Origin of the sequence: Arthrobacter sp. 2RAF22, assembly GCF_052115325.1 — a bacterium.
Taxonomy (GTDB): Bacteria; Actinomycetota; Actinomycetes; order Actinomycetales; family Micrococcaceae; genus Arthrobacter.
Map to the genome: position 1 here is coordinate 13,707 of NZ_JBFRGL010000002.1, position 26,315 is coordinate 40,021.

A 26,315-nucleotide genomic window follows, 5' to 3' on the forward strand; every position below is an offset into this window, starting at 1 on the left:
CCGTATGGAGGCTGTTGTTAACGACGACGGCGGCCCGTCCACTCGGAAGGGCCGCCGTCGGTAATGCGGTGTGGGTGTCAGTCGCCCAGGCGCAGGCCCGACTTGGTGTCGAACAAGTGCACGTGGCCCGACTGCGGGCGGACGAAGATGGACTCGCCCTTCATCGGGGGACGGCGGCCGTCGACGCGGGCCACGATGTCGTGGCTCTTGCCGTCAAGCGTGGTGTGGCCGTAGACGTAGGCGTCGGCGCCGAGCTCTTCGACGACGTCGACCTCAACTTCGAGGCCCTCGCCGGCGCCAACGGTCTCGAGGTCTTCCGGACGGGAACCGAGCGTGACGGTCTTGCCGTGTGCCTCTTCGAGGACATCGTGCGGTACCGGGTAAACCGTGCCACCGAACTGCACGCCGCCGTCGACGACCGGCAGTTCCAGCAGGTTCATTGCGGGGGAACCGATGAATCCGGCAACGAAGACGTTCTTCGGGCGGTCGTACAGGTTGCGCGGGGTGTCCACCTGCTGCAGCAGTCCGTCCTTGAGGACGGCAACGCGGTCACCCATGGTCATGGCCTCGACCTGGTCGTGGGTCACGTAGACGGTGGTGACGCCGAGTCGGCGGGTCAGGGATGCGATCTGCGTGCGGGTCTGCACGCGGAGCTTGGCGTCCAAGTTGGAAAGCGGCTCATCCATGAGGAAGACCTGCGGGTTACGGACGATTGCGCGGCCCATGGCAACACGCTGACGCTGGCCACCGGAGAGGGCCTTCGGCTTGCGGTCCAGGTACTGCTCAAGGTCAAGAAGCTTGGCTGCTTCGCGGACACGCTCGGCACGCTCTTCCTTGGAAACGCCGGCGATCTTGAGTGCGAAGCCCATGTTGTCCGCAACGGTCATGTGCGGGTACAGAGCGTAGTTCTGGAAGACCATTGCGATGTCGCGGTCTTTCGGCGGGACGTCCGTGACGTCGCGGTCGCCGATCAGAATGCGGCCGGAGTTCACATCCTCGAGGCCTGCGAGCATGCGCAGGGAGGTGGACTTACCGCAACCGGAGGGTCCAACGAGGACCAGGAATTCGCCATCGGCGATGTCGATGTTGAGCTTATCGACGGCGGGCTTATCTGTGCCCGGGTACAGACGCGTAGCGTTATCAAAAGTAACTGTTGCCACAGTTATCAATCCCTTCACCGGCAGGTACGTGCCGGACGATCCGTTGTGAATGGTTCATGTTTATTCAGTTGGACTCCCCGCCCTGGGCTGGGCCCGGGCAAGGGAGACTGAGTGACGCCGCACGGTAGTTGTGCGCCACATCACAACCAAGAGTATGGCAGCAGCCCGGGTTATTCGCCTAAATGTTACGAACGTCACATGTGAGATGAGTCTCCCGAGACCTCGCGGCGACGTTCGCGAAGGACCGCCTCCAGGAGCTCGGCGACGTGGACAGGGGCCTCGACGCGGAACTCGGCCTGGGTGAAATCCAGCCCGACTTTCACCCCGACATCCCCGGCGCCGAGTCTGGCGATCGCGTCCTCGTCCGTCACATCGTCGCCCGCGAAAAGGATCCCGGTAGCAGAGGTTGCATGGCGCAGGAACTCGACCGCCTCGCCCTTGGAGGAATGCACCACCGAGGTCTCGAGGACACGTTTGCCGTTCTTGAGGAAGACTCCCGGGCGACCTTCAAGGACTGCGCGCGCAGCGGCGACGGCGTCCTCCGCTACGTCATCGTCGGCTCGGCGCGTATGGAGTACGACGCCGGCAGGCTTGTCTTCGAGGACTGTCCCCGGAGCTTCCTGCGAGATTCCGGCCAAGACCTCGCGGACTTCGGCAAGGAGCTCCCGTTGGGCGTCGTCCAGTTGGAGTTCCGCCGAACCGGGGCCCATCCAGGCCTCCGCGCCATGGCTGCCGATCAGCAGCGTTGCCTCGGGAGGGGAGGCGACCGCCCGCAGGCTGGCCAGTGCCCGCCCGGAGATGAGCGCCGTCGTCGTCCTCGGGAGTTTGGCGAGTTCAGCGAAAGCAGTGGCTGAGCGCTGGAGCGGCCGCGCGGCGTCGGCGTGGTCCACGATCGGGGAGATGGTGCCGTCAAAGTCCATCGCCACCAAAAGGCGGTCGGTTCGCGCGATCCTGCGGACGGCGTCGAGCAGTTCGGGCGTCAGGCTCAGCGGGGGAGTGGCTGCTGTCTCAGGAGTCATCGCGCACCACGGTTTCTGCCAGGGCCGAGAGGAATTCCGCCGACCAATGATCGACGTCGTGGTCGAGGATTTGCTTGCGCATGGACTTCATCCGGCGGCGTGATTCATTCGGGGGCAGGTTCACGGCCCTCATGATGGTGTTCTTCAGTCCGTCGATGTCGTGCGGATTCATGAGGAGGGCTTGCTTGAGTTGATCGGCCGCGCCGGTGAATTCACTGAGGACCAAGGCACCCGTGTTGTTGGTCCGGGCTGTGACATATTCCTTGGCCACGAGGTTCATGCCGTCACGCAATGCCGTCACCAGCATGACGTCGGCCGCGAGGTACAGCGCCACCATTTCCTCGACCGGGTAGCTGTGGTGGAGGTAGCGGACGGCGGTGTTCTGCATGGTGTCGAAGCTGCCGTTGATGTGGCCTACGGTGCCTTCAATCTCTTCCCGCAGGAGCCGGTACTGCCGCACGCGCTCGCGGCTGGGGCTCGCAACCTGGATCAGTGTGGCGTCCTCCACCGTGAGCCGTCCCTCTTTGAGGAGTTCCTCAAAGGCCTTCAGGCGGTGGGGGATGCCCTTGGTGTAGTCGAGGCGGTCCACGCCCAGGAGGATGGTTTTGGGGTTACCGAGGTCCTGGCGGATCTGCCGGGAACGTTCGATGATGTCCGGGCGCTCCGCGAGCTCGCTGATTTGATCCACGGCGATGGAGATCGGGAAGGCCTGTGCGCGGGCAATATGGGTGATCTGCCCATCCGCTCCCTTGACGTGGACTTGCTGCTGCTTGACGCTTGCACCAATAAAGCGGCGTGCCGAGCGCATGAAGTTTGCCGCGTCGCTGGGGCGCTGGAAACCCACCAGGTCGGCGCCGAGCAGGCCTTCGATGATGGCCTGGCGCCACGGCAACTGGGCGAAGATCTCCGGCGGCGGGAACGGGATGTGGTTGAAGAAGCCGATGCGCAGGTCCGGGCGCGCCCGGCGGAGCATGCTCGGCACGAGCTGGAGTTGGTAATCCTGCACCCACACGGTGGCTCCGTGGTCTGCGTGCTGGACGACGGCGTCGGCGAAGCGCTGGTTGACCCGGCGGTAGCTGTCCCACCAGGTTCGGTGGAACTCGGGCGGGGCAATGACGTCGTGGTAAAGCGGCCAGAGAGTGGCGTTGGAGAACCCTTCGTAATAGAGCTCAACATCGCGCGTGCTGAGTTCCACGGGAATCAGGTCCATGCCGCCGTGACTGAACGGTTCCAACGCTTCGTCCGGCGCGCCGTGCCAGCCCACCCACGCGCCGTCGGTCTTGGTCATCATCGGCGCGAGGGCAGTCACCAGGCCGCCCGGAGAGCGGCGCCAGCCTTCCTCGCCGTTTTCCGCGTCATCGCTGGTGTAACGGTCTACCGGAAGGCGGTTGGAGACCACCATGAAATCGTGTTTCCGGGCCCTTGGAGCCTGATTGCCTTCGGGTGCGCTGTCGGTTTTTTCGCTTGCCGTTTGTTGCATTGCTGCCCCCTGGGGTTGCCTGTGACTCATCTCCCACCCTACCGGCGGGAATCATCGAGGACACTTGCTCGTTCCTCAGACTGGAGTCGAGGACCCCAGCAAAGCTGCCGGTCTTCTCCCGTAAACTGGCACCGTTGCCCTAGCTAAAAACCAACGCCGTCGATAAATCACGAGGAACTGATGAGCCCCGCAAACGAACCACGCCTGTCCAAGGCAGAGCGCACCGCCCAGGCCCGCGAAAAGGCCCGCGAGATCCGCGAAGCTCAGCTGAAGAAGGACAAGCGCAATAAGTTGCTCATCGGATGGGGCATTGTGGTTGCCGTTGTGGCGATCCTCGCGGTCATTGCCCTCGTGTTCACCCAGAACATTGTGAACAACGCCCCGATCGCCGATCAGGGACCGACGCCGGCCAACGCCAACGCGCACGGCGGCGTGACGCTGCTGAAGGGCACCGATGTGGCGAAGGTGGCCGCCGGTACCGTCAGCCTGGCGTCCCTGCCATCAGCCCCGGCCACCCCGCCCGCCACGGTGACCGCTCCCGGCGCCGAGGCTGAAGCCGGCAAGCCCGTCAAGGTTGTGGCGTACATCGACTTCATCTGCCCCATCTGCAAGAACTTCGAGAGCACGTACAGCCAGCAGCTGACCCAGTTGCGGGACGACGGCAAGATCACCCTGGAGTACCGTCCGTTCGGCTTCCTGGACGCCAGCTCCAGCACGAACTACTCCTCCCGCGCCGCCAACGCCGCAGCGTGCGTGGCGAACACGTCGCCGGACAAGTACTCGGCACTCGTGGATCTGCTGTACGCACAGCAGCCCGCCGAGGGCAGCGCAGGCATTTCCGACAACGACCTCAAGAAGTTGGCCACCCAAGCGGGATCGGCCAACATCGACTCCTGCATCGACAACAAGACGTACCGTCCGTTCGTCAAGGTGGTCACGCAGGAGGCCAAGAACATCGGGATATCCGGCACGCCCACGGTCTTCATCGACGGCCAGCAGTGGGACAACAAGTCGGACTTCATGACCGTCCTGAATGCGGCTATCGCAGCAAAGAAGTAGTTCCCTTGGCCTAGGCCTCCCGTCCGCTGGAATTTCCGTGGGCGGGAGGTCGTGGGCTAACCTTATCTAGCGCTCGCGCGCACCAGCTCCGGTTCGCCGGGGTACCAGTCCCGGTCCGCCGGGCAACCAGCTCCGGCTTGCCGGGGCAATCAGCTCCGGCCTGCCGGGGCGCGCCTCCTTAGCTCAGTTGGCCAGAGCACCGCTCTTGTAAAGCGGGGGTCGTCGGTTCGAATCCGACAGGGGGCTCCGATAACCCCTCCATTCCGGCGATTTTGCCCCGAATGGAGGGGTTTTTATGCGCGAAAAACGGGCGCTACACGTTTACGACACGCTTTTAGCAAGACGGACGATGGCCCGTCGGCGATCGGACTGCATAGGGGAAACCATGCAGACGAGCAAAAAGACCTTGGGACCGGCAACGGACCAAGGCAACGCAGTACAACTCATGACCACGGAGGAAGTGGCTGTCTGGCTGCAGGTGGCTCCCAAAACCCTCCGGAACTGGCGCTCTGCCGGTCTCGGGCCGACGGCACTGAAACTCCATAGCGTCGTTCGTTACGACCGGGTCGCGGTCGAGACCTGGATCAGCATGACTTCGAAGGCTGCAGCCTGATGGGGCGCTCAAGCCTGCCGGTTGGCGCCTGGGGAACGGTCAGCGCCAAGAAAGACGCGGCGTCCGGAAAATGGCGGGCCAGCTGCAGGTTCCGCGGCTGGGACGGTGTCACACGGACCTACAGCAAGTTCGGGTCGACCAAGGGCAAAGCAGAGACAGCCCTGCTGGCGTCCATGAAAGAGCGTCAGCAGCACGCCGGCCGAGTAGCCTGGAACCCCTCGCTGAACGTCGTCGCGGAGAAGTGGCTCGCCAGTATCGAGGTTCCCAAGGTCGTCGTTGACACCCAGGGGAACATGGTAGCGGCTGGCAGCACGGGCGGAATCCGGCGCCAGACATGGGACCAGTACGAAGGACTCATCTACCGACTCATCGAGCCCGCTCTCGGCGCGCTGAAGATCAATGAAATCAGCACCTCCACCTGTGACAGCTTCCTGAGGTCCCTGGTAGTGGAAGGAAAAGGGCATACGAATGCCCGGCTGGCAAAAACGGTGCTCCAGCAGATCATGTCCTACGCCATTCGGCACGATCTGTACGTGGGTGGAAACCCGGTGCGTGAGGTCGATCGAGTGAACAGGCCACGGAAGAAGCCAGTTGCCTTGAGCGCGGCTACCCTGCACGATGTCCGCGAAGCCGTCCGGACTTGGCGCACGGAACCCGGCCATTTCGGTCCGCGCCCGAGCAATGTACTGGCGGATGTCGTTGACGTTCTGATCGGCACGGGAGCACGCATTGGCGAAGTCCTGGCAGTCCGCTTTGAAGACATCGACCTTTCAGGCGACGTCGGAAAGATCGCACTCACGGGCACGTTGGTGGAGCCTCGGCACGGCCCCAAGTACCGCCAGAGCTTCATTAAGAACCGCAGCAGCGAGCGGGTCATCCCAGTCCCTCGGTTTGTCGTCGACGTACTCATCCGCAGAAGTCTCGAATCTCCGGAGATCAACAAGGCCGGGGCCCTCTTCTGGTCCAGGACCGGCACCTACGTTCAAGCGTCAAGCGTACGGAGGCAGCTGCGTTCCGCACTGACCGCCTCCAACATGGAGAACACGGCAGTCATCACTCCGCACGCCTTTCGGCGAACGGTTGCGTCCCTTCTCGCTAGGGAGCTGACCGACGGAGCCGCTGCCGCCATGCTTGGTCACGCCGACGTCTCCATGACCCACGCCGCCTACATCGAGAGGCTAAGGGACGTGGCGGATTACACAACGGTCCTGGAGCGGCTCGCGCCAAAGCCGAATCCGAGCCGGCTGCCTGCGGACATCGGCTGAATCCACGCAGACTACAGGAGAGGCATGCCGACCCGTTCGATGTGATCCGTCCGCGCCGAGTTGAGGACGGATCACATCGAAGAGGTCAGGAGTTCGAATCTCCTTAGCTCCACTGTTTGCAGGGAATTTCTGTGGAAGTTGGACGAATCCAGGCCCAGATGGGAGATATTCATTTGTTCAAGATTCTGGAAGTCACGACCCATGCTTGTCCCGGATGCCTTGGCCCTCACGAAGCAAAAGTTGTTGAGGCGTTGGTCATGGTCTGATCGTAAATCGTCCGGGAGACCTGTATCCCGCCCAGGACCAGGCCAACGAGGCCGGCCACAAGGATGTCGCGACCACCAAGGCGGCTCCTCGGAGAGTCGGCCTCCCGGCGGCTCTCGAGTTGGCTGCTGTCCTAACCCCGACCCGCCATCCATGGACCTGCCAAAATCGGGGCACGTACTGGATATTGGCGGGGGCCTGGTCGCTACAGCCGCTGGCTGTGTGGCATGGGCTATCAAGCCACCTTGGCCGACCTTTCGCCTAACCTCTCGTACATTGCACGTGCGGAGTTCGGCGAAGAGCTGTCCCTCGAATCGTTGAGGCGGACGTCCGCGATCTTTCCCGTTGGCCGAATTACCGCTCCGGCGTTGGCTTTCATGGGGCTACTGGCGAGTGTGTAGAACCTATGCGAGCGGCGGACCTAGAAAGCGAGCAGTGGGGTAACATCGAGGCGACACTGCCCCTGCCACGCCCCGAGGTGACACTTGGGAAAAGATTGGTGATTTTCGCACAAATGACAACTCTAGATTCGGAACTCGAGGCGGCGCGCCGGACCATCCATACGGACGGTTATCCGATGAGTATTGGGGAGCTAACCAATCTTTACCGTGACGGTGAGCTTGTGATCCGTCCACCGTTTCAGCGGCTGTTCCGTTGGGATGATTCTCAGAAGTCGCGACTGATCGAGAGCATACTCATAGGGATTCCGTTGCCGTCGATTTTTGTCGTTCAGGATGAGGGTGGCAAGTGGGAGCTCGTCGACGGTTTGCAGCGAGTTAGCACCCTTCTGCAACTCCAAGGTCTGCTCGACACTGAAGAGTTTCCTCCCCTCGAATTGACCGCGACGAAGTATCTCCCGTCACTGGAGGGCGCGGTGTGGGACTCAGAGACGCAATCGTCTCTCACTCCAGCTCAAAGACTGGACATAAAGCGTGCGAAGATCGACCTTAAGATCGTCCAGCGAGGCTCAGACCCCAAGACCAAGTTCGATCTCTTCCAGCGTCTGAATTCGTTCGGATCCAGGCTCTCTAATCAGGAGATACGAAACGCGCAGCTAGTGGGAGTAAACCCTGACTTTGTCGCATGGCTAAGTGAACTCGCAGGCCGAGAGTCGTTCGTCTCTCTCCTGCGGCTGCCTGACGCTGACAAGGCAAAGAAATACGACGAAGAGCTCGCACTCCGGTTCCTGTTCCTGCACACGAAATCAAACAAAGAGATAGCTGAAATTCGCAATTTCCAAGACGAACTGGAGGAGTTCTCAGGTGCCTTGGCACTGAATTTCTCGAGCGACTCCAAAGACCGCCTGGGTGGTGTATTTGAGGAGACGTTCGATAAGCTCCATGCCGCCGACGAGGATGTCCTCCGGCGTTGGGATGCTCAGAAGGGGAGGTTTACGGGAGGGTTCCTGAACACTTCCTTTGAGGCGCTCGCGGTCGGTCTCGGCTATCTCCTCAAGGAGGGCAGGACACCTCGGCCAAACTTACGCGAAGCCGCTATCGACTTCTGGAATGAACCGGAGATGACTAAGAAGTTCGCCACAGGGAAGTCGACGGAGGCACGCCTGCGGTTGATGGTGCCCAAAGGGCGCGAGATCCTCAGTTCCTGATGGCAAAGATCCGGACCCTCGAGGCGTTGGAAGACGCTATCTCCGAAGAGACAGCCTGGCGTAAGCACGAACTCACTACGGCGCGAAAGCTCGTGCAGCAGTCCTCGGGGTCGAGTCAGACTGCCAACCTGCGATCGGGCGTGCTCATCCTGTACGCGCACTGGGAGGGTTGGGTCAAGAGCGTCGCTCAGTTGTATATTCGCTATGTCAACAGCCAGAGCCCGACTTACGCTCAGCTCAGCGCTGCGTTCCTCGGCAATGCACTGAAGGTGAAGATCTCCTCGATAGAAGAAGCATCGACGCCAGCGATTCACAACGAGTTCGCTTCGTTCCTGATCGAGGGTTTCGCGGGTAAGGCCCGTCTTTCCGAGGACCTTGTGCAAACCCAAAGCAACCTCTCGTCAAAGGTCTTGAGTGGTGTAGTAGAGCGCCTGGGCTTACCACGGCGTTCGGAGTACTCCACTCGAGCGAACATGATTGACGAGGAGCTTGTTAACCGAAGAAATACGATCGCACATGGAAAGTTCTTGGAGCTCAAAGCTGATGACTTCCTCACCCTTCATCAGGACGTGCTTTCTCTGTTGCAGCTCTTCACCGACGACGTAAAGAATGCTGCTTCCACGAACGCTCATCTAGCAGAAACTGTCTAACGGGCTCGTACGATTGCTAATCTGTGACACACGTGTTCGGTGCAGACCGCTGACTGCAGGGGTCATGGTTTGGGAATGGTTCTCGATCGATGTCTAGCTCCAAGCGTCGATCATTGCCTGGAGGACTCCATCGCTGCAGGGCTACGAGCAGGGCTACGAGTCCTTTAGCTTTAGAGCGCGGAACCGCTTCGCCGCCCCAGGGGAACCCCCAACTCAGCTGTCTGTAACCCCATGCAACCTAAAGATCTGGCGCAGCTCGTGTGCAGCTTGGAGGAGTCCCAGGTAGTACTCAAGGTGCGCGGTCTGCGCTATCACGGTGTGTTTGCGGTCGATAGCGAAGCCTTTGCGGTCGACGCCGATTCGGGCGACGTAAAATTGTGCGCTACCCCAGACACCCTCCTCGATCACGTGGGCTCGAGTGCCGTGCTCTTGGTTGAAGCGGTCCACGAATGCTTCCACGATGTCTGCGTGGCCGCGGATATGTTCTTTCTGCTCCTCGGGTGTCATCGCGTTGAATACAGCGTGAAACGGGTTAAGTGATTGTTTGGTCATTGTCTTTCCTGTCCTGGGTGAGGCGTTTTATCCCCGGGATCGAATCACCGGGCTGTGGGTCTCAGATAGCGGTGCTGAAAGGTCCGGGGTCGCAGTCCTTCGTGACTCTCCCAGGGGCGTAGTCGGAAAGCTTGAAGTTTGTGGGATCGTGAACGCCGTGGCGATGCTCGAATGCGAGCATTGCCATCTTGCGGGCTTCTTTTTCGGTGTGCGCGTGAACGGTCAGGCGCTGGCAGGTTTTGCCCGAGGCCTTGGACTTGATGTCGACCGAGTACCGGTAGACCGTCTTGTCGAGGTAAACGACCTCCTGCCCGGCCAGGCGCAGTGCGATTTGGACGGGTGTTGACATGTTGTTCTGGGTCCAGAGGTAGTCATCCCCGCTCTCGCGGTCAACGGGGATGCCGGCGTCAAGCAGGACGTCCTCGATGAAGTCGACGTGGTCGTCAGGGAGGATTCCGAGACGGTGTTCCGTGTCGTCGTGCCAAACGAGGACAAGTACTGTCCCGGCCGGCGGTGCTGTCCTGCTCATGTTTTGTTCCTTGGGTGGGGCGGTGATCATAGTGACTCCGGGGTTCGTGGTTGGATCAAAAATTCTGTTTCTGGCTTCCCCTATGCGCCTCGGTCGATGACGGCGGTCATTTGAGAGTCAGGTCCTCCAGGCCCATCTGCAACGCGGGGGTGCAGATGGGCCTGAAGTGTGAGGGGAGGTCGGACGCTGGTCTAAAAGTTGGTGAGGTCGATGCCGATGGCCGTGGTGGCGCCAATGTGTCGGATGCCTTGGCGGAACTTCCCGGCATTCAAGATGGCGCCACCGAGACGGAACTTTCCGGCGGTCGGCTTGGCAGGAAATCCTCGGGCGGTGAGCCTTGCGGCAAAGTGTCGTTCGTCGACTTTGACTTTGGTCCCGTGCTCCCGGCAATACTTGGCGTAGCGCGCGTGGAACTGGGCGGTGGTCAGTGGGACGTATTGGGTGGCTTCCTCGCTTCCTTCCTCGACTTCGATGATGTAGGCGTCCCACCAGGCTTCAAGGGGGTCCGCCGTGGTGAGATAGCGCGCGGAGGTCGCTTCCATGGCGGGGGTAGGATGCAGGGCCGCGCGATCCGCGCCTTCACGGATCCAATCGTGGGCACCGTCGACGGCCCAGGCCATGATGGCTTCCATAGCCTCGGGGGTCACGATGCGGTCCTGGAGGTTTACGTCCAGTTCTTCCGCGGTGAGCTTGTGGGTGAGCTCGCAGGCGATGAGGCGCCGGGCAATGCCGGGGTCGTTGTCGGGGATGCCCATCCAGTCGTTTCCGGCGAACACGATTTTGGATTTTGCCTTCCAAGTGACGGGTTTTCCGTGCAGTTGCCGGGTTTGCATCTGGCCGCCGGCGCTCATCTTGTTCATCGTTTCGCGGTTCATGAACCCTCGTTCTGCTTCGTCCAGAAAGATGAACAGGATGCCCATGAGGTCGTGCAGCTTCGGTTGCGCGCTTTCGCCGCTGTCGCTTGAGAGGGCGAACAGGGAGGGGGAGACGATCCGGCCGTAGCCGTCGCCGTTCACGTCACCGAGTGCGTGGGCGAAAGCCTGGAACAGGGTGCTCTTGCCGGCGTCTGCTGCGCCCTTCAGATACAGGAATACCTTGGAGGTGGACAGACCGGTCGTTGCGCTGCCGAGGTACCTTTTCAGGAACAGAGGAAGCCCTGGATCGGATTTGGCCAAGGTGGCCAGGATCTGGTCCATGTCCGTGTTCTCCGCAGCGGGTACGTAGTCGACGGCGCAGACTTTGGTGATGTACTGCTTTGGGTCGTGCGGGGTGAGGGATTTGGTTCGCAGGTCGAGAGTGCCGTTTTTGAAGTTCATCAGGTAGGGGTTGGTGTCGAACTTTTCGGCGGGGACCGTCAGGTGAGCCTGGGCCGCCTTGATGGCTGCCATGATGTGTACCATGCCGTTTTCGCAACGCTCGCCGAACTGTTTGCGGTTGTAGACGGCCCTCTGCTCAGCGGCCTCGAGGGCTGCTTGGAGGGCCAGCAGCACCTTTGGTGCTTGTCCCAAGGCGGTGGCGTGGTCCAGGGCTGACCGGGCGCTGAGCACATCGGGGTCGGTGTTCTTTGCATGTTCTGCCTCGTCGGTACTGACGGAGGCAATGACAGTGCGGGCGAAGGACTCAACTAGGACACCGTCCACGTCCTGAGTCCAGTGAGTGCCGGTCCAGATGACCCAGAAGCCGCCCTTGGCGCTCGTACAGAACGCAATACAGTCCTTGTAATGGATGGCCAGCCGGGCGCCGAGACCCATGTCGGTGAGGTTCATCATGGCCGCGAACAGAATGCGGGATGGGTCGGGGACCTTGCCATAGAACGATGCCGCGCAAGGTTGGGCGGGGCCACTGGTTGTGGCGAGGGCCGGCAGGGCTGTGGGAGGGGCGGGTGCCAGGAGCGGCCCGAGTTGAAGGAGGCCGGGCCCGACGTGGCGGGGTGTGTATTCCAGCGGTGTAGGGGGTGGGGCGTCGATGACGTGTTGCCTTTCAGACGTGGCCCTGGGGCCGGGGCGGTCAGTTATTTTTTCCTGCTACAAACAGAAGGGGCGCGCCGCGCAAAAACGGTGAAATATTTGTTGCGAGTTTTTTTAGACAGTGTTCGGTCAGCCGGCGGTGATACCGTGGCGCGCTTCGTTGGCGGATATGAGGTTGTCGACGAGGTCCTGGGAGGGCTCGGGGAATTCTTTGGCCATGAAGCGGGCTAGCGGCATGTTTCCGCCGAGACAGGTCAGCAGCAGGTCCCAGGAGGTCAGCGCGGTGCGGAAGTCGTTGATGCCCCATTCGTCCTGGATGCGGCCGCCGTAGGCGACCACGTACTCGACGCCGCGTTCGGAGAGGAACGTTTTGGCATGCTTGTCGCTTTCGGATGCGGTGCCGTCTTCGCGCGGGTAGACCCACCGGCGGTATTCGGTGGTGTCAGCGTCGCCGTCTGCGGTGGTCATGCCCCAGACCTCCTCCATGAGGAAGGAGACGGGAACCTGCGCTGACCAGGAATTGATCTGTTTCCGGTCTGTGCGTTTCGGTGCGGTGGCGATGGAGCGTTTTGGTTCGATCCTGGGTATGTGCGGCAGAATCGAGTCCAACTGCTCGAATGTGTAGAGGATGCCCGTGTTGTTGGTGAGCACGGTGACGTGTCGCGGGTCGTTTCTGCGCTTGTAGTTCATGGAGCCGGCAACCCGAAGGATGCGGGCAGGATCGGAGGTGATGCCGGTGTCCAAACCGAAGCCCCGTTCCTTTGCCGCCTGCTTCATGGCGTAATCGATCCGCCTGAGGATGTTCATCGACGCGTTGTTCCCGGCCGCGTTCTCGAGCGGCATGGCATGGAGCCAGTACGCGTGCACGCCTCCTCCTGAACCGTTGGCCATCGAGACAGGCAGTACGGCCTCGTACATGTCCAGCACTTGGTCGGTGGTGGGGTGCGGAAAGCCTTTGAATTCGCCACGGAACGGTTTGTGTTCGCCGTCCCGGGTGTCTCCGTCACCCCACGCGGCGGGCATCAGATCGTTGCGGTCGGCGCCCGCCCGTTCGCCCTGACCGTAAACCCCGGCCTTCAGCGGGACGACCCGGAAATAAATGTCCTTGCCGGCCCGATCCAGCTGTATCAGTTTCTTATCGATGGCAACGGTGTCGAGGAGCGGGATCTTGAACCCGGCCCAGTTGCCCGGGACGCTGATGCCCAGAAGAGCGTCCTGGTAGTAGCCGGCGGCGATGTGGGCTCCATAGAGCGTTTCGTACTGTTGGTGCCAGGCGGCGAGGTCCACGAGGATACCTCTTTCTGTCGATGCCAGAGTTGTTGTCGCCTATAGAAGGGGTGCCCCGCGCAAAAAATCGCCGATGTCATGTTTGGGGTGGAGACCCCGGTCATGGTCCGGGTCGGTCCCGGCAGACGCGAGACTAGGCACGAAGAATGACAGCTCTTCCCGGGAAAGGCCGGACGCGTCCGGGGCGCGGGGATGCGTGGGTGCCTTGTGGCCGAGGCGTTCGGCCGTCTACGAGATCTACCCCGAGCATCCCCGCCTGCTTGTCAGGGGCAGGACTAGAAAATATTTGAATGACTCTCAAATTCGAGTAGACAGGTAGACCCGACCCCTCAGCCTCGAAATCACCCCGGAATGACTGGGAATGTCGTCCGCATTTTTATCTACGCACCGAGGGAGACCTGGGTAGCCGGCGTAGACGAGCTGCAGCGTCTACGCCGGCGTTGATGTGCAGCCAGACGGTCCTCAGATGATTCGTTCGCTGCCTAGGCCTCGTCGGTGCCCTGCGTGAAAGACAGCAGCCGGAACGCGAGCCTTAGTTTGCAGCTCCAAGGATCTCCGCCCGCGGATCTGAGGAGCCGGCTTTCCCGAGTCGGCCGGAGTAATGAGCCATGTGGCGGCCCGCTCGTCCTCAGGCGCGTTGTCGGTGTCCGCTGCCGGTGGAGACGCGTCGGAACCCTACGTTTCACCAAGCAACACGACGTGGTCTCGGCCCTGTTGTAGTGGACTCTGAACCCTGCACCTCTTCTTCAGGCGCCGAAGGCGCCTGAAGAAGAGGTGCAGGCCTGTCTCCGTTCCCTCGCCTCGCGACGGGACTTCTTCAACGGTCCGCACACATGAGTTGCAGAGGATCAGCCGAGATCGAGGAGAACCATGTACGAGCAGTACGAATATCATCCGGGAGCAATCGCCCGGGCGGCCGAAGGGATTGACAGTTCTCCATATGGCGGCGTCATCCCCGACATGCTTGAAGATGTTCTTTATCTCGGGGCTCTAGCCCTCCGGCTTACAAATCTGGTCTACCCGGCCGGCTGGGTTGCTGATCACCAAAACATTCTGTTGGCTTGGCGCGATGACGGCTACCTCTTCAGTGATGTCGCGGCCCGCACCGAATCTCTGGCGGCGGCCACCCTCTGGACTTCCCAGTTCTGCGCCGCCGTTTACCCGGATGAGGACGAGGATGCTGCCAAAGGCCTGCTCGTCGACTTTATCGAGGAGCTGGAGCATATCTCCCTGGCGCAATCGAAAACGGTCGACGCTATCTTCGTGGCACACGCATTCCTTCTCACGGACCCCAAGTGGCGAGGGCAGCTGTTGAAGAACCTCGCCGCGCAGGTATAGCAGCCTTCCTCGGAGCAGGAAACCACGGGTGGGAAGCGGACGCCGAACAGGCCGCGACGGGCGTCCGTAAGGGGATCGGCTACCGGTACACCAAGTCCCGCCGCAGATCACCCCGATAACTGCGTCCGTAAGACCCGTCCGATGAACTGTCCGGTGAACGGGGGCTAAACGAACACGATGGAGAAGAAGATGAAGATCGGATATGCCAGGTGCAGCACGGCCCAGCAAGACCTCGCCGCCCAGCGGCAACTACTTGAGGAGCTTGGTGCGACGCGCATCTACGTTGACCACGGGCTTACAGGAACCAACAGGGACCGTCCAGGCCTTCGTGAGGCGCTAGCCGCCGTTAGAGGCGGGGACGTACTTGTCGTCGCAAAGCTGGACAGGCTCGCACGGTCATTGCCCGACGCCCGCGACATAGTAGAGGAGCTAACGGCAATGGGAGTCAGCCTTCAGCTGGGCACATCGCTCCACGATCCGAAGGACCCGACCTCGCGTCTCCTCTACAACACTCTGGCAATGATGGCCGAGTTCGAATCTGACCTGATTCGCTCCCGGACACGCCAGGGAATGCAGGTGGCTAAAGCCCACGGAAAACTCCGCGGGCGGCAGACGAAGCTGAATCCGAAGCAAGAAGGACACCTGGTGTCACTCCACGCAGCGGGCGAACACACCGTCAGCGAGATCGCCGAGCTATTCTCGGTTTCCAGGGGAACGGTCTACCGCGCCCTCGAACGCGCGCGTAAATGAGCTGCTTGCAGGTCTTTGGATGGCCTGCTGGGGTATGAGGCGAACCATCGGCGGCGAGGATCGCCTCACCACGGGCAAGTTCGTAGAAGCTAGGCCAGGCGTCGCTGGCATTCGGGTAAGGCCAATATCTTTGGGTGGAGCATGAGAATCACGGCTTGGGGGAGGAGGCAAGATGGTGACTGAGCAGGAGGGTACCGCAATCAAGGCCATCGCTGGCCGGCTTGCATGGAACAACGTCTGGCACTATCGGGACCAGATCAGCCAGACCATGGTCTTTGTAATGGAAGTGGGGACGGGCCGTACTGTCTCCCTGTGGCATCTGGGCAAACTCATCGAGGGCATCGAAGAAATCCTCGGACCTGGCCGCGAGTTTGTCCTGCAAGGGCTTGAGGACACTTCGCCAGACGATTTTCTAACAATGCAACCCCTGTGATGTGACTCTTTCATTTTGCTCCGTCAGGACAGCAGGCAACCGATCGACAACAAATCGCCATTGGCAGACCGTAAGTCCCCAGCCGAGTCCGAGCTCGGAAATCGCCCCGCAGGATTTGCTCGAGGCGGCCCGGGGTAGGCGAAGGTCGTGGAGTCTCAACCAGCAGGGGGCCGGAGATCGTGAAAGCGAGCCGTCACGATAGCTCAGCTTGCCAGCCTCACGGACACGAGGACCTGATTAGGGTGGGTCGTCGTGCCGGGAAAGCGCAGCACTGTCACGCTTTGCTTTACTCGTCTAGTGCTTTCACGAGTGCGTCCTGAGCGTCGCTATAGAACAGGAACGAGACCTTGGTGGCCACCTCGTCGCTGACATCAAGCAGTTGCCGGCGAGCAGATACGGGAAGCAGGAGCGTCGACGCACCCTTTTCCATTGCATGCTCGGCAAGCGCGGCCGCGTTGAGCACGGTCTCGACACCACCGCCGAGCGAGAGATTACCGACCGCGATCAGGCCGCCTCGAACGGATCGCTGAAGCATGGAGGACGCCAGCGCAAGAAGGATCGGCAAGCCAAGTCCAGCCCCGGACTTCGCCGCGTCTAGTGCCCGGACTTGCGCTGTGAGGTTGTGTTCGCGGGGATTGCGGTCGCCGACGAGAGTGCGTGCCTGGGCAAGAAGGTTCTGCTCCGCGACCTTGAAACTTTCTCGGAGAGGAGCTGGTGCTGCCTGGTTGAGAAGTCCAGGTGCCCCAGCCCCCGGAGTGTCAGTCGCTTCGATGCGGTAAAGGCCAGCGCCGACTTCTCCGCCGCCCTCGGCGATGGCCCACACCTGACCCGGCGGGAGCGGATCCAATCCGATCGAGTCGGGGCTTGCGAGCTCCGGGGTTGAGACGAATTGTTCCACTCCTTCGCCGATCCGAAAGCCGAACTGGGTATTGCGGAACTCGGCCGTACCGATGCGTCGTTGCTGTTCCTTGACTCGACGCCGACATTCGAGCGCGATACGGACCGCCCACTCAAGGTCTTCGTCAGGGATCGGCGCCTCGGCATCCGGATAGACCAGCTTCAGTAAGCCGTCGACCGTCTTGTTGACCGCTGACAGATCCCGTCCGGAGAGAGCGTCGGAATAGTTAACCCGTCCTTGGACCGATGTCAGCCGAGATTGGTCGCGGAGGCGTGACCAGCACTCGGAGAGGAAGTCGCTCACTAGACCGAAGTGGTGGGTGAAATATGAAGGGTTGAGCTTCGGGACGTCCCAGCCAGGCAGATAGGCGTGGATTCGGTCCATGAACGCCGTGTCATCCCGCATCTCAGGCGGAAGCGGCGAGAGCAGATGACCGATCCTTTGCTGGTGAGCGACATCCACGTCGAAGTTTCCGACCAGAACGATTGACCCATCAGCCCTGATCGACTCTCGGCCCCGGGAGAACTCACCCGACTCCATGTAGCCCTTCATGATGTTGACGCCGTCCTTCTGGTCGAAGGAGACGCCTGAGACCTCGTCAAAGCAGACGACGTCGTACTGGGCGACCAGCCCGCGCTGGCCCGTCGCGTTGTTGACGAACATTCGGGCGACGGTCGCCTTGCCGCCGCTGATGAGGTGGGCGTACGGCGAAACCTGTTGGTAGAGGTGCGACTTGCCGGTGCCGCGCGGTCCCAGCTCAACCATGTTGAAGTTGCGTTGGACGAACGGGACCATCCGTAGCAGGAGAACGTCCTGCTCGCGGTCCGTGAGTTTCTCCGGCTCAAACCCCACGGACCGGAGCAGGAGGTGCTTCCACTGCTCAGTCGTGAAGCGTGAGCGGCCTTCAGCCAACCGAGCCAGTGAATCACGGGTCGAGAGTTGGATCGGCCGAAGCGACCCGATGGCGAAGGGCTTGCCGTTGTTCTCATCGGCGATGACAGCATCGTAGTAGAGGTCCACTTCGGCGTAGAAGCCACCAGTTAGCATGCGCTCGTTGTCACGGACTACGGCGTCGTCGATGCGTACGTCCTTGATGCCGAGACTCGGCAGCTCTGCGAGGTATGCATTCGCCTTGGCGTCCAGCCGGGCCTTGACCAGGTCGATGAGCTTAATCGTCATGCGTTCCCGAGCGCGCGATTTGAACAGCTCCTCCTCCCCGGCCCTTACCGTGCGGTCGGCGAGCAGCCGGCGCACGATCTGCAGCCCCTCCTCGATTTCCTCGGGATCGGTAGTAGCGCAGTAGCGGCCGATGAGGAACTCACCGACGTAGGTCGGTACTGGGTAGGCACCCTTGAACTGTTGAGCAAGGTCCTTGCGGACCACATAGCCCTCAAAGACCGAAGCCGCCAGTTCATCGATTTGGTCGAGGACGATCGCTTCGGTCATTCGGTGCCTCCCACTGTTGTCTGGCGCTGTGCAATTACGGCACCGTCGGCCCCGATCAGCACAACGTACGCTACAGTGCCGCCCGCAGCCTGGTCCTCGTCGACGAGCACCTTGATCTCTCCTGGCTCCGATGGCGGCTTCGGGCCGCCGACAGTGCTGCTTGGGTCCCCGGGTGAAAGCCGAACCTCTGCTTGGACATCGGCCTCCGCCGGCTCAAAGTCAATGCGACAGCGTTGCCCCGTCCAACGGATTCGTTCAATCTGTGCTGGCCCCGTTGCACCCTCGCGGGTAGAAACGTCGATGACCGGTATGACGCACTCCTGGGGGCTCAAGCCCCCGTGCTCGTAGTAGGTTCCAGCCTCGAAGGCTGCGGCTCCGGGCGCGCTGACCATATCGACTGACGTATCCCAGGCCGATGTATCGGCTGTCGTCGCCACCGCGGTCGGAGGAGCGGGCGTTCCCGACGGCGACTCGGGCCGATTCGAGCGCGCGCCGAATCTCGGCGAGCTCGACGGGTTCAGCCTGGCAGCCGACCTGGAGGAGGCGCTGGGGCATCCGGTGGTGCTGGAGAACGATGTCAACGTCGCCGCTCTCGGCGAACTGCACGACGGCGTCGGCTCCGCGTACGACAGCTTCGCGTTCGTATCGGTCGGCACCGGCATCGGCGTCGGTCTCATCCTCGACCGCCGGCTGTGGGCCGGAGTGAGCGGCGGCGCCGGGGAGATCGGGTACCTGCCGTTTGGTGCCGACCCGCTGAACCCCGCCAGCCACCGTCGCGGTCCGCTCGAAGAGGTAGTTGCGGGCGACGCCATCGGCCGCCGGTACACGGCCTCCTCCGACGCAGCCGCCCCCGAAGCCGCTCCCGATGCCGTCGAGGTCTTCGACCGGGCCAGGCGCGGGGACCCCCGTGCGGCCGCCTCGCTCGACGAGGAGGCGAAGTGGATCGCCTATGCCCTCGTCGCGGTCGACGCCGTCGTGAACCCGGGACTTTTCGTCCTCGGCGGGGGAATCGGCACCCGCATCGAACTCCTCGCGCCCATCCGCGCGTGGATGACGCGCCTCGGCCGAGGCGACCTCAAGGTCGCCATCAGCCGGCTCGGCCCCCGCGCCCCCATCGCAGGCGCCGTGCGCCTGGCCATCGACAAGGCCCTCCAGCCACAGGAAAGAGAAGCATCATGACCATCACGACCCACGTCAAGACAGGGACGGCCAGCGACGTCCTCCGGCACATCGATTGGAGGCAGTATGTCGTCTACATCGGCTTCGTAGTCGTCTTCGCCTACTTCGCCATCACCCAGGCCGGCAACTTCCTCAACACCACAACCCTGGTCAACATCATCACCCAGGCCGCCCCCATCACCGTGATGGCGGTCGGCGCGGTGTTCGTCTTGAGTGTCGGTGAAATCGACCTCTCCATCGGTTCCACCGTCGCACTAGCGTCCCTCGGGTCGGCCGTGACGCTGCAGGCGACCCACCAATGGTGGTTGGCCGCGTTGGCCGGACTCGCCATCGGCGCTGGGGTCGGCGCGGTCAACGGGATCTTCATCACTCTGGTGCGTCTGCCATCCTTCCTGGTCACTCTGGCCACGATGGGCCTGGTGGCCGGACTCGCCCAGCAGGCGACCAACCTGCAATCGGTTCCGGTCACGAACAGCGCCTTCGGTTGGCTGTTCGGCGGCGGCACGCTTCTCGGAATCCCCATTCTGATCTGGTGGACAGTCGTGATCGTCGCCATCGGCTGGCACGTGCTCCGTCAGCGCTCGTTCGGCGCGCACGTACTCGCAGTGGGCAACAAATCGTCGGCAGCGGCGGTGAGCGGCATCCGAGTGAACCGCGTGAAAATGGTCGTCTTCATCGTGAGCGGCATGGCGGCGGCCCTGGCCGGCCTCCTCTACGCGGGTCGTCTTGCCGGCGCGACGTACACGCTCGGCAGCTCCGACCTGATGAGCGTGCTCGCCGCGGTCATCGTCGGGGGCACCTCCCTCACCGGAGGCAAGGGCTCCATCATCGGAGCCCTTGTCGGCAGCCTGTTCATGAGCATGATCAACTACGGTCTGCTCCTGGGCGGCCTCAACGTGGCACAGCAGCTAATCGTGCGCGGCATCATCATCCTCGCCGCCGTCTCCCTCTCTCTCCGCGCCAAGAAGAACAGTTAGGCCTCCCGATGTTCGTAGACCTCCTTCGCCGCCGCAACCCGGCGCTCCTGCAAGCGGCCGCCCGGTTCCACCAGAACGGTCAGATCCCGGCCAACACCTATGTGATCGACCTCGACGCGGTGACGCGAAACGCGGCCGCCATCTCGGCCGAAGCCAGCAGACTCGCCCTGAAGCCCTTCGCCATGACGAAACAGATCGGGCGCAACCCGGACGCCTCCCGGGCGATCGCCGCCGGCGGCATCGACAAGGCGGTCGGGGTGGACCTCGAGTGCGCGATCGCCGCTGCGACCGGCGGCCTCCGAATCGGTCATCTGGGCCACCTCGTCCAGATTCCCAAGCATCGCGCCGCCGAGGCCGCCGCGCTCGAACCGCTCTACTGGACGGTTTTCTCGGAAACGAAGGCAGCTGAAGCCGGCGCTGCCGCTATGGCGCACGGCCGGGTCCAAGACGTACTGTTGCGTATCCAGGCCCCGGGCGATCGGTTCTATCGCGGACACGAGGGCGGGTTCGACGCCAGCGACGTCGTGGGCGCTGCCGACCGGATCGATGCCATTGATGGCGTTCGGTTCGCTGGCATCACCACCTTCCCCGCAACGCTCTTCGACGCCACAACGGGTGGCGCACGCTCCACTCCGAACCTCGCCACGCTCACCACGGCCTTGCGGGAACTGGAACGAGCGGGCCGCCGGGATGTGCAGGTGAACGCGCCAGGAACGACCTCCGTTTCCATCCTGGCAACGCTCGCCGAGGCCGGAGCCACCCAAGTGGAACCGGGACACGGCCTGACGGGCACCACTCCGATCCACGCGGTGCAGGACCTCGTGGAGGAACCCGCCATCGCCTATGTCTCCGAGGTCTCCCACCTCTGGAACGGCGACGCCTACGTCTTCGGCGGTGGCCTCTACGTCGATCCGGTGCTCGGTGGCTCGACGACAACAGCACTCCTTGTGGCGCCGGATACCAACGCGGTCACCGCGCCCGAGCTACGGGTGGACATGCCGGCAGCCGACGCGATCGACTATTACGCCACCGTTCCCCTCGGCGACCACCGCGCACAACCAGGCGACACCGTGCTGTTCGGGTTCCGCCCCCAAGTGTTCGTCACCCGCGCCCTCACCGCCGGCATTGCGGGCCTCTCCACCGGAACGCCGACGGTCGCCGGTATCTGGTCTTCCGACGGCTCAGCACCCCTCACCATCTCCGACACACTCGCTGCACCCAGGAGGACAGCATGATCACCGCAGACCCCACATCCACGCCGAAACCCGACGACGGAACGGTCAAGCCGCTACGGCTCGACGGCATCAGCAAGCACTTCGGCGGCATCGTCGCCATCAAGCGGTTCGACCTCGAGATCGAGCCAGGCGAGATCGTCGCGCTTGTCGGCGACAACGGCGCCGGCAAATCGACGCTCGTCAAGATCATCTCCGGCCTCTACCAGCCCACCGACGGGGAGATCTGGTTGAACGGGGAACGAACCATCTTTCGCGACGCCTCCGATGCACGCACGAAGGGGGTCGAGGTCGTCTACCAGGATCTCGCACTCGTCGACCTCCAGCCGGTGTACATGAACCTGTTCCTCGGCCGCGAACTGCGCAAGCCGCCGTTCGGCACGCTCGATCGCAAGGGGATGGCAACGCGCACGCAGGCGCTCGTCGACGAGCTGGATGTGCGCATCCCCTCTGCGAAATCGACGCTCAGCGACCTTTCGGGCGGCCAACGACAGGGCATAGCCATCGCTCGCGCTACCCATTGGGCCAGCAGCCTTGTGCTCATGGATGAACCGACGGCGGCCTTGGGGGTGGCCGAGACCGCGAAGGTCGAGGAGACCATCCTCAAACTCAAGGAGCGCGGCGCCGCCGTACTCGTCGTCAGCCACAACATGGAGCAGGTCTTCCGCATCGCCGACCGGGTTACCGTCCTCCGACGCGGGACACAGGTGGGAACCCGGCGCGTCGCCGACACGTCCCACAATGAGCTGATCTCGATGATCACGGGGCTCGCTTCGTGAGCGCGGCGATCATCGACGGGCCCGGGGCACTAATGCGGGCGGAGATCGCCGAGCAGCCCAGCCGCTGGATCGACCTGCTTGATGACCAGCGGGTCGCCATCGACGCCGCCGCCGACCTGATCCGTGAAACCCAACCAGAATTGCTCGTCTTCGTGGCACGAGGGTCAAGCGACCATGCCGCGATGTACGGCCAATACCTCGTCCACAACCTTCTTCACATCCCGGCCATGCTGGCGACCCCGGCAACGGTGACCGCGTTCGACACGAGCCTCCGCTACCCCTCGACTGTCGCCGTCGCCGTTTCCCAATCGGGCCAGTCCCCGGACCTGCTCGCGACCGCCGAATCCATTGCCGAAGCGGGCGTGCCCATCGTCGCGATCACCAACGATTCCCGGAGCGCCCTCGCCGCACTCGGGCGCGTTCATATTCCGCTCGCGGCCGGGCCGGAACTCTCAGTTGCCGCGACCAAGACATACACCGCGGAGCTCTTGGCCATCGCACTCGTGGTGTTCCGCGTCGCCGGCCTCGATTGGGACGACATCGGAACTCGCGTCCGTGCGACAGCGGAGGAGGCGATCGCAGTCCTCGGTCAGCCACTCGACGAGCTGGTCGATGCCTTCGAGGGCCGCGAACGCATCCTCATCGTCGGCCGAGGCTACGGGATGGCCACCGCGAAGGAGGGTGCCCTCAAGCTCATGGAGACGAACGCGATCGCAGCCTCGGGCTGGAGCGCCGCCGATGCGACCCATGGCCCGCTCGGGCAAGTCGTGCCTGGCGCGGGCATCATCGCGTTGACGCGCGGCGACGCAGGCCGCGACTCCGTCATCTCCTTCGCCGAAGCGGCCACCCGGCTCGGCGGGCTCGTCGCTGAGCTGGGCGGCCGGACAATCGCGGCCGCCCAGGTCCAGGTGCCGAGCGCCACGGTGTCGACCGAACTGTCGCCGCTCGTCGACATTCTCCCGCTGCAGAGACTGGCCCTGGAACTGGCACTACGCCGCGGACTCGACCCAGACAGTCCAGTCGGTCTCGCCAAAGTCACCAAGACCCACTAATCCGCGCCACCACATCCGCCCGAAAGAGTCCCGAGGTCAACGAGTGGCCGGCGTTCAACGCCGTGTGGCGAATCCGGCTAACAGCCGGATCGAGGCTTCGTCATCGGTGGTAATTGTCGTTCAACCCGGCTGGCTGCCACCTGTATCGCGAGGCGGTCAAGCATCGAGGCCGCCAGTTTTCCTGCCGCGGAACGCCTCGTCCAGGGCCGCGCCATTGCGTGAAGGCGTTGAAGTTCTGTTCGACGACATTGCGGCGTATCCCCGCCCTGGCTGTGGGTAACCAGCAACACCAGAGGCCGGCCGTTGCAAACGCGGCATGACGCCAGGAGTGCATTATCGTCCTCGTCCTGCCCCGGGTATCGGACGGAATGCCAGACAGAGCCAGGCGGCCCCCAATTGCGACCGACTCACCTTTAACTCACCCTAATGAGCGGCAACCAATGACAAATCATCGCCCATCGTTGCCTCCAAAACCCCGAGAATCCTGGCGAAAACCACCAGATCACGGGTAAGCAAAGGGACTGGGCCTAAATCGGGGGTCGTCGGTTCGAATCCGACAGGGGGCGCTTAGTTTGGCTTTGACCTGCGCGTTACCAATTTCGCGGTGCGCCCGACCAATAGCCGGTCGCCCTAACCTAGTGGCCAACTCGATCTGCTGATGCGCGCAACGCGTATTCGGCCGGTATCGGGTCTCCGGATGAGCGCCCGCCCTTCGCCGTCCGCGATGAGCTTGAGGCTTGCTTTGTCGCCTTTGCTGGCGTGGCCGATCAGGCTCACAAATCGGGACAAGATATAGAACGAGCGCCGGTTTCCTGCGGGGTCCTTTCCTTCGAGCCGGATAATGACGCCCTCTCGACCGGCGGTTTTCCGTGTGACGGTGACCTCGACCTGCCGCCACTGGGCTCCAGAGGCGAGCAGTTTCCGGATTCTGCCATAGTCTCCGAGCTCGTTCCTGAGTACGAGGGCGATTGCGGGCGGCAGTATTAGCAGAAATATCGCCAAGGCCGACGGATCGGGATGGTTCGCATCGTTGGCGCCGTCGATCCATATGTCTTGGGGATCGGTTGTGTCGACGTCGATAGTTGTCGGGAACCCCGGGCCCGGCAGAGTATGGCAGTTCGCGTTGACTTTGGCGACGCTATGCAGTTGGCGGCCGCCGACTGAGTAGTCCACGTCCAGCTGACACGAGGAAACGCGGCGTGCCGAGGTATCGGTTTGTGCCGTGACTGTCCCGTCGATCTTGGTGTAGCTGGCGAGTGTGTGTTTGATCCCCGCGATGACGGCCCATCCGAGCCAGCCTGAGACAGATGCGATGACGAACACGGCGGCGGCTCGTTTGAGCCAAAGCCTCCTGCGAAGCCAGCTTCCTTTCCACGCCGGAGGCGCGGAGTCTGGCGGGATGGTCGCCGCTATACGGGTTTCCCTGGTGACCTGGACCCAGGGTCCCGTCGCCTCGCTGCCCGTGACCGCCAGCGGATCCTCGGCGGTTTCGCGTGCAGAGTGGCGAGGGGTTCTCTGTGGAAGATCGCCGAGCTCGGACGAGGTCAGGTTGGCCTTTGCCGTGAACCATGTGCGGGACATGGCGCTCGTGTTCCACTCGCCCTCGACCTTGCGCGCCGCATCCGTGCCTGTCAGCGTCCAAGGCATATACCGGCCGGTTCCGAATGCTCCCGCGACCAATAATTCTTCGGCAACCAGCTCTTTGATCGCTTCGAGGGTGAGTTCCCTGGCCCGTCGATGATCCGAAAGAACACCAGTGCTCCGTGCGGCGGCGACTAAGTCGGAAGCGCTGAGCCAGCGGTCAGCGGCCGCTTCCATCATCGACTCCCGGAGAGTGCCGGCCTTCATGCGGGCATCTCGGCAGGAACATCGCCTGGAGCCCGAGCTGAGGTGTGTCCACAGATGTAGGTCATTCCGTTCCCCCCGCCGCGAATGGTGCCCCCGTTCTTACGGCAAACTATCGCATAATCTGCGAGGGGCCGACACCGTGATCTGGTCTAATGTTGACCGATCTAGAACTGGTTGGGACCGATCCAGACGAAGGTGGGCACGTTGCTGCTTTCGGGTGACCGCCCGTTATCTGCCCAGTTGCGGATCGGAGGTGAGCGCCCGGCCGTCGTCGAGGCGTCCCGCGAGGACTCGAACGAGCTTCGGATCCGCCGCGGCGGTGATGTTGAGGTCGTACCAGCCGCCCTGCGTCGGGATCACCACGGTTTTGGCCTGGCCTGGGTTGAGGCCGAGGGCCTGCGACCCGGCGCCATACGCGTCGGTGAGCGTGAGGGCGGCCGCGGCCGTGCCGGTGTTCTCGATCCGGAACTGCGCGTGGCCGGACACGCCGTCGCGGGTGACGGTCGCACGGATGTCCGCGGCCGCCGTCGTGCCTGCAAAACGGCGGTACCAACCTGCCGGGCCATGCATTTGCACGTCGTACTCGGCGCCAAGCGCCCACGCGGCGTCGAGGGCCGCACCCGAGCCGATCGTGTACGAGTACGGGCCCGCCGGAAGGAGATTCGAGCGGACCTGCACGTGTGCGCCGATCGCCCCGGCGTTCGACCAGCGGGCGGAGAGCTTGCCGCTCGACATCGAGACCTCGACGTCGAGCGCGTATCCGAGCGGGCGCGACGGGCGCGTGCCCTTCTCCTGGGCCGGCATCGAGTTCACTGCGGGAGGCGTCGGCACGTAGCTCGGGTGCCGGTTGTGGTCCGCGGGCTTGAATGCCGAGGTGTCGGGCAGGGCCGGGGCCGCACCCCCGTTCGCCGTGAAGTCGAACGCGCTCGTGA

24 protein-coding genes and 1 tRNA gene are annotated in these 26,315 nt (G+C 62.8%); 14 read left to right on the forward strand and 11 right to left on the reverse strand.

Annotated elements, in window-relative coordinates; genetic code table 11:
• Positions 1-77: 77 nt before the first annotated feature.
• The 3 genes from AB4068_RS03460 to AB4068_RS03470 form a co-directional block, all read right to left on the reverse strand.
• Positions 78-1,160, reverse strand: coding sequence for an ABC transporter ATP-binding protein (locus AB4068_RS03460; protein WP_059388327.1), 1,083 nt, complete (start codon positions 1,158-1,160; stop codon positions 78-80).
• 194 nt (positions 1,161-1,354) lie between these two features.
• Positions 1,355-2,179, reverse strand: coding sequence for a trehalose-phosphatase (gene otsB / locus AB4068_RS03465; RefSeq protein ID WP_441432677.1), 825 nt, complete (start codon positions 2,177-2,179; stop codon positions 1,355-1,357).
• Positions 2,169-3,659, reverse strand: a complete 1,491-nt coding sequence (locus tag AB4068_RS03470; protein ID WP_306963940.1) for an alpha,alpha-trehalose-phosphate synthase (UDP-forming) — start codon at positions 3,657-3,659, stop codon at positions 2,169-2,171. The genes otsB and AB4068_RS03470 overlap by 11 nt, the downstream gene beginning before the upstream one ends.
• 180 nt (positions 3,660-3,839) lie before the next feature.
• Between AB4068_RS03470 and AB4068_RS03475 the strand changes: the two genes are divergently transcribed.
• The 6 genes from AB4068_RS03475 to AB4068_RS03500 all read left to right on the forward strand — a co-directional run bounded on the left by AB4068_RS03475 (position 3,840) and on the right by AB4068_RS03500 (position 9,116).
• Positions 3,840-4,718: a DsbA family protein gene (locus AB4068_RS03475; protein ID WP_284988873.1), complete on the forward strand. Its 879-nt coding sequence runs from the start codon at positions 3,840-3,842 to the stop codon at positions 4,716-4,718.
• A 172-nt stretch (positions 4,719-4,890) separates the two neighbouring features.
• Positions 4,891-4,964 (forward strand) — tRNA-Thr (locus AB4068_RS03480).
• Between the two features lie 139 nt (positions 4,965-5,103).
• Positions 5,104-5,331 (forward strand): helix-turn-helix domain-containing protein, encoded by a 228-nt coding sequence (locus AB4068_RS03485; protein ID WP_441432678.1) that lies wholly within the window; start codon positions 5,104-5,106, stop codon positions 5,329-5,331.
• On the forward strand, positions 5,331-6,596 hold the full coding sequence (locus AB4068_RS03490; protein ID WP_441432679.1) for a tyrosine-type recombinase/integrase: 1,266 nt from the start codon (positions 5,331-5,333) through the stop codon (positions 6,594-6,596). Before AB4068_RS03485 ends, AB4068_RS03490 begins: the two co-directional genes overlap by 1 nt.
• 778 nt (positions 6,597-7,374) lie before the next feature.
• Entirely contained in the window at positions 7,375-8,466 is a 1,092-nt protein-coding gene (locus AB4068_RS03495; protein WP_441432680.1) for a DUF262 domain-containing protein, read from the forward strand.
• Complete coding sequence (locus tag AB4068_RS03500) at positions 8,466-9,116, forward strand: MAE_28990/MAE_18760 family HEPN-like nuclease (protein WP_160667777.1); 651 nt, start codon at positions 8,466-8,468, stop codon at positions 9,114-9,116. Before AB4068_RS03495 ends, AB4068_RS03500 begins: the two co-directional genes overlap by 1 nt.
• Before the next feature lie 213 nt (positions 9,117-9,329).
• Here the strand turns inward: AB4068_RS03500 and AB4068_RS03505 are convergent, their stop codons facing one another.
• From AB4068_RS03505 to AB4068_RS03520, 4 genes are all read right to left on the reverse strand, one after another.
• Positions 9,330-9,668 carry a hypothetical protein gene (locus tag AB4068_RS03505; protein WP_160667775.1) on the reverse strand — a complete coding sequence of 113 codons (339 nt, stop codon included), beginning with the start codon at positions 9,666-9,668 and terminating at the stop codon, positions 9,330-9,332.
• Between the two features lie 61 nt (positions 9,669-9,729).
• On the reverse strand, positions 9,730-10,197 hold the full coding sequence (locus tag AB4068_RS03510; protein WP_160667773.1) for a hypothetical protein: 468 nt from the start codon (positions 10,195-10,197) through the stop codon (positions 9,730-9,732).
• A gap of 191 nt (positions 10,198-10,388) precedes the next feature.
• A complete protein-coding gene (locus AB4068_RS03515; protein ID WP_441432681.1) occupies positions 10,389-11,966 on the reverse strand; it encodes a phage/plasmid primase, P4 family in 1,578 nt (525 codons plus the stop codon).
• 327 nt (positions 11,967-12,293) lie between these two features.
• Entirely contained in the window at positions 12,294-13,451 is a 1,158-nt protein-coding gene (locus AB4068_RS03520; protein WP_441432682.1) for a hypothetical protein, read from the reverse strand.
• An 870-nt stretch (positions 13,452-14,321) separates the two neighbouring features.
• On the opposite strand from AB4068_RS03520, the gene AB4068_RS03525 reads away from it, so the two are divergent.
• From AB4068_RS03525 to AB4068_RS03535, 3 genes are all read left to right on the forward strand, one after another.
• Positions 14,322-14,789, forward strand: a complete 468-nt coding sequence (locus tag AB4068_RS03525) for a hypothetical protein (protein ID WP_160667765.1) — start codon at positions 14,322-14,324, stop codon at positions 14,787-14,789.
• Between the two features lie 177 nt (positions 14,790-14,966).
• Positions 14,967-15,539 (forward strand): recombinase family protein, encoded by a 573-nt coding sequence (locus AB4068_RS03530; RefSeq protein WP_441432683.1) that lies wholly within the window; start codon positions 14,967-14,969, stop codon positions 15,537-15,539.
• 172 nt (positions 15,540-15,711) lie between these two features.
• Positions 15,712-15,972 carry a hypothetical protein gene (locus AB4068_RS03535; RefSeq protein ID WP_441432684.1) on the forward strand — a complete coding sequence of 87 codons (261 nt, stop codon included), beginning with the start codon at positions 15,712-15,714 and terminating at the stop codon, positions 15,970-15,972.
• A 286-nt stretch (positions 15,973-16,258) separates the two neighbouring features.
• Here the strand turns inward: AB4068_RS03535 and brxL are convergent, their stop codons facing one another.
• Positions 16,259-18,316, reverse strand: coding sequence for a protease Lon-related BREX system protein BrxL (gene brxL / locus AB4068_RS03540; protein ID WP_441432685.1), 2,058 nt, complete (start codon positions 18,314-18,316; stop codon positions 16,259-16,261).
• Entirely contained in the window at positions 18,313-18,708 is a 396-nt protein-coding gene (locus AB4068_RS03545; protein WP_441432686.1) for a hypothetical protein, read from the reverse strand. Before AB4068_RS03545 ends, brxL begins: the two co-directional genes overlap by 4 nt.
• On the opposite strand from AB4068_RS03545, the gene AB4068_RS03550 reads away from it, so the two are divergent.
• The 5 genes from AB4068_RS03550 to AB4068_RS03570 are packed head-to-tail and all read left to right on the forward strand — an operon-like array spanning position 18,707 to position 23,535.
• Positions 18,707-19,495, forward strand: a complete 789-nt coding sequence (locus tag AB4068_RS03550) for an ROK family protein (protein ID WP_441432779.1) — start codon at positions 18,707-18,709, stop codon at positions 19,493-19,495. The two genes, AB4068_RS03545 and AB4068_RS03550, sit on opposite strands and share 2 nt — an antisense overlap.
• On the forward strand, positions 19,492-20,472 hold the full coding sequence (locus tag AB4068_RS03555; RefSeq protein WP_284984937.1) for an ABC transporter permease: 981 nt from the start codon (positions 19,492-19,494) through the stop codon (positions 20,470-20,472). Before AB4068_RS03550 ends, AB4068_RS03555 begins: the two co-directional genes overlap by 4 nt.
• An 8-nt stretch (positions 20,473-20,480) precedes the next feature.
• Entirely contained in the window at positions 20,481-21,707 is a 1,227-nt protein-coding gene (locus tag AB4068_RS03560) for an alanine racemase (RefSeq protein WP_441432687.1), read from the forward strand.
• On the forward strand, positions 21,704-22,483 hold the full coding sequence (locus AB4068_RS03565) for an ATP-binding cassette domain-containing protein (RefSeq protein WP_441432688.1): 780 nt from the start codon (positions 21,704-21,706) through the stop codon (positions 22,481-22,483). The genes AB4068_RS03560 and AB4068_RS03565 overlap by 4 nt, the downstream gene beginning before the upstream one ends.
• Positions 22,480-23,535 carry an SIS domain-containing protein gene (locus AB4068_RS03570; protein WP_441432689.1) on the forward strand — a complete coding sequence of 352 codons (1,056 nt, stop codon included), beginning with the start codon at positions 22,480-22,482 and terminating at the stop codon, positions 23,533-23,535. Before AB4068_RS03565 ends, AB4068_RS03570 begins: the two co-directional genes overlap by 4 nt.
• Positions 23,536-24,165: 630 nt before the next feature.
• Here the strand turns inward: AB4068_RS03570 and AB4068_RS03575 are convergent.
• Together AB4068_RS03575 and AB4068_RS03580 are read right to left on the reverse strand one after the other, a co-directional pair.
• Positions 24,166-25,383, reverse strand: coding sequence for a hypothetical protein (locus AB4068_RS03575; RefSeq protein ID WP_441432690.1), 1,218 nt, complete (start codon positions 25,381-25,383; stop codon positions 24,166-24,168).
• A 228-nt stretch (positions 25,384-25,611) separates the two neighbouring features.
• Positions 25,612-26,187: a phospholipase domain-containing protein gene (locus AB4068_RS03580; protein ID WP_441432780.1), complete on the reverse strand. Its 576-nt coding sequence runs from the start codon at positions 26,185-26,187 to the stop codon at positions 25,612-25,614.
• Positions 26,188-26,315: the final 128 nt, after the last annotated feature.

Coding starts and splice junctions, on each gene's coding strand:
- otsB (WP_441432677.1), bottom strand. CDS start 2,179: ATGACTCCTGAGACAGCAGCCACTCCCCCGCTGAGCCTGACGCCCGAA.
- AB4068_RS03470 (WP_306963940.1), bottom strand. CDS start 3,659: ATGCAACAAACGGCAAGCGAAAAAACCGACAGCGCACCCGAAGGCAAT.
- AB4068_RS03475 (WP_284988873.1), top strand. CDS start 3,840: ATGAGCCCCGCAAACGAACCACGCCTGTCCAAGGCAGAGCGCACCGCC.
- AB4068_RS03485 (WP_441432678.1), top strand. CDS start 5,104: ATGCAGACGAGCAAAAAGACCTTGGGACCGGCAACGGACCAAGGCAAC.
- AB4068_RS03490 (WP_441432679.1), top strand. CDS start 5,331: ATGGGGCGCTCAAGCCTGCCGGTTGGCGCCTGGGGAACGGTCAGCGCC.
- AB4068_RS03495 (WP_441432680.1), top strand. CDS start 7,375: ATGACAACTCTAGATTCGGAACTCGAGGCGGCGCGCCGGACCATCCAT.
- AB4068_RS03500 (WP_160667777.1), top strand. CDS start 8,466: ATGGCAAAGATCCGGACCCTCGAGGCGTTGGAAGACGCTATCTCCGAA.
- AB4068_RS03505 (WP_160667775.1), bottom strand. CDS start 9,668: ATGACCAAACAATCACTTAACCCGTTTCACGCTGTATTCAACGCGATG.
- AB4068_RS03510 (WP_160667773.1), bottom strand. CDS start 10,197: ATGAGCAGGACAGCACCGCCGGCCGGGACAGTACTTGTCCTCGTTTGG.
- AB4068_RS03515 (WP_441432681.1), bottom strand. CDS start 11,966: ATGATGAACCTCACCGACATGGGTCTCGGCGCCCGGCTGGCCATCCAT.
- AB4068_RS03525 (WP_160667765.1), top strand. CDS start 14,322: ATGTACGAGCAGTACGAATATCATCCGGGAGCAATCGCCCGGGCGGCC.
- AB4068_RS03530 (WP_441432683.1), top strand. CDS start 14,967: ATGGAGAAGAAGATGAAGATCGGATATGCCAGGTGCAGCACGGCCCAG.
- AB4068_RS03535 (WP_441432684.1), top strand. CDS start 15,712: ATGGTGACTGAGCAGGAGGGTACCGCAATCAAGGCCATCGCTGGCCGG.
- brxL (WP_441432685.1), bottom strand. CDS start 18,316: ATGACCGAAGCGATCGTCCTCGACCAAATCGATGAACTGGCGGCTTCG.
- AB4068_RS03545 (WP_441432686.1), bottom strand. CDS start 18,708: ATGGTCAGCGCGCCCGGAGCCGCAGCCTTCGAGGCTGGAACCTACTAC.
- AB4068_RS03555 (WP_284984937.1), top strand. CDS start 19,492: ATGACCATCACGACCCACGTCAAGACAGGGACGGCCAGCGACGTCCTC.
- AB4068_RS03560 (WP_441432687.1), top strand. CDS start 20,481: ATGTTCGTAGACCTCCTTCGCCGCCGCAACCCGGCGCTCCTGCAAGCG.
- AB4068_RS03565 (WP_441432688.1), top strand. CDS start 21,704: ATGATCACCGCAGACCCCACATCCACGCCGAAACCCGACGACGGAACG.
- AB4068_RS03575 (WP_441432690.1), bottom strand. CDS start 25,383: ATGAAGGCCGGCACTCTCCGGGAGTCGATGATGGAAGCGGCCGCTGAC.
- AB4068_RS03580 (WP_441432780.1), bottom strand. CDS start 26,187: ATGCCGGCCCAGGAGAAGGGCACGCGCCCGTCGCGCCCGCTCGGATAC.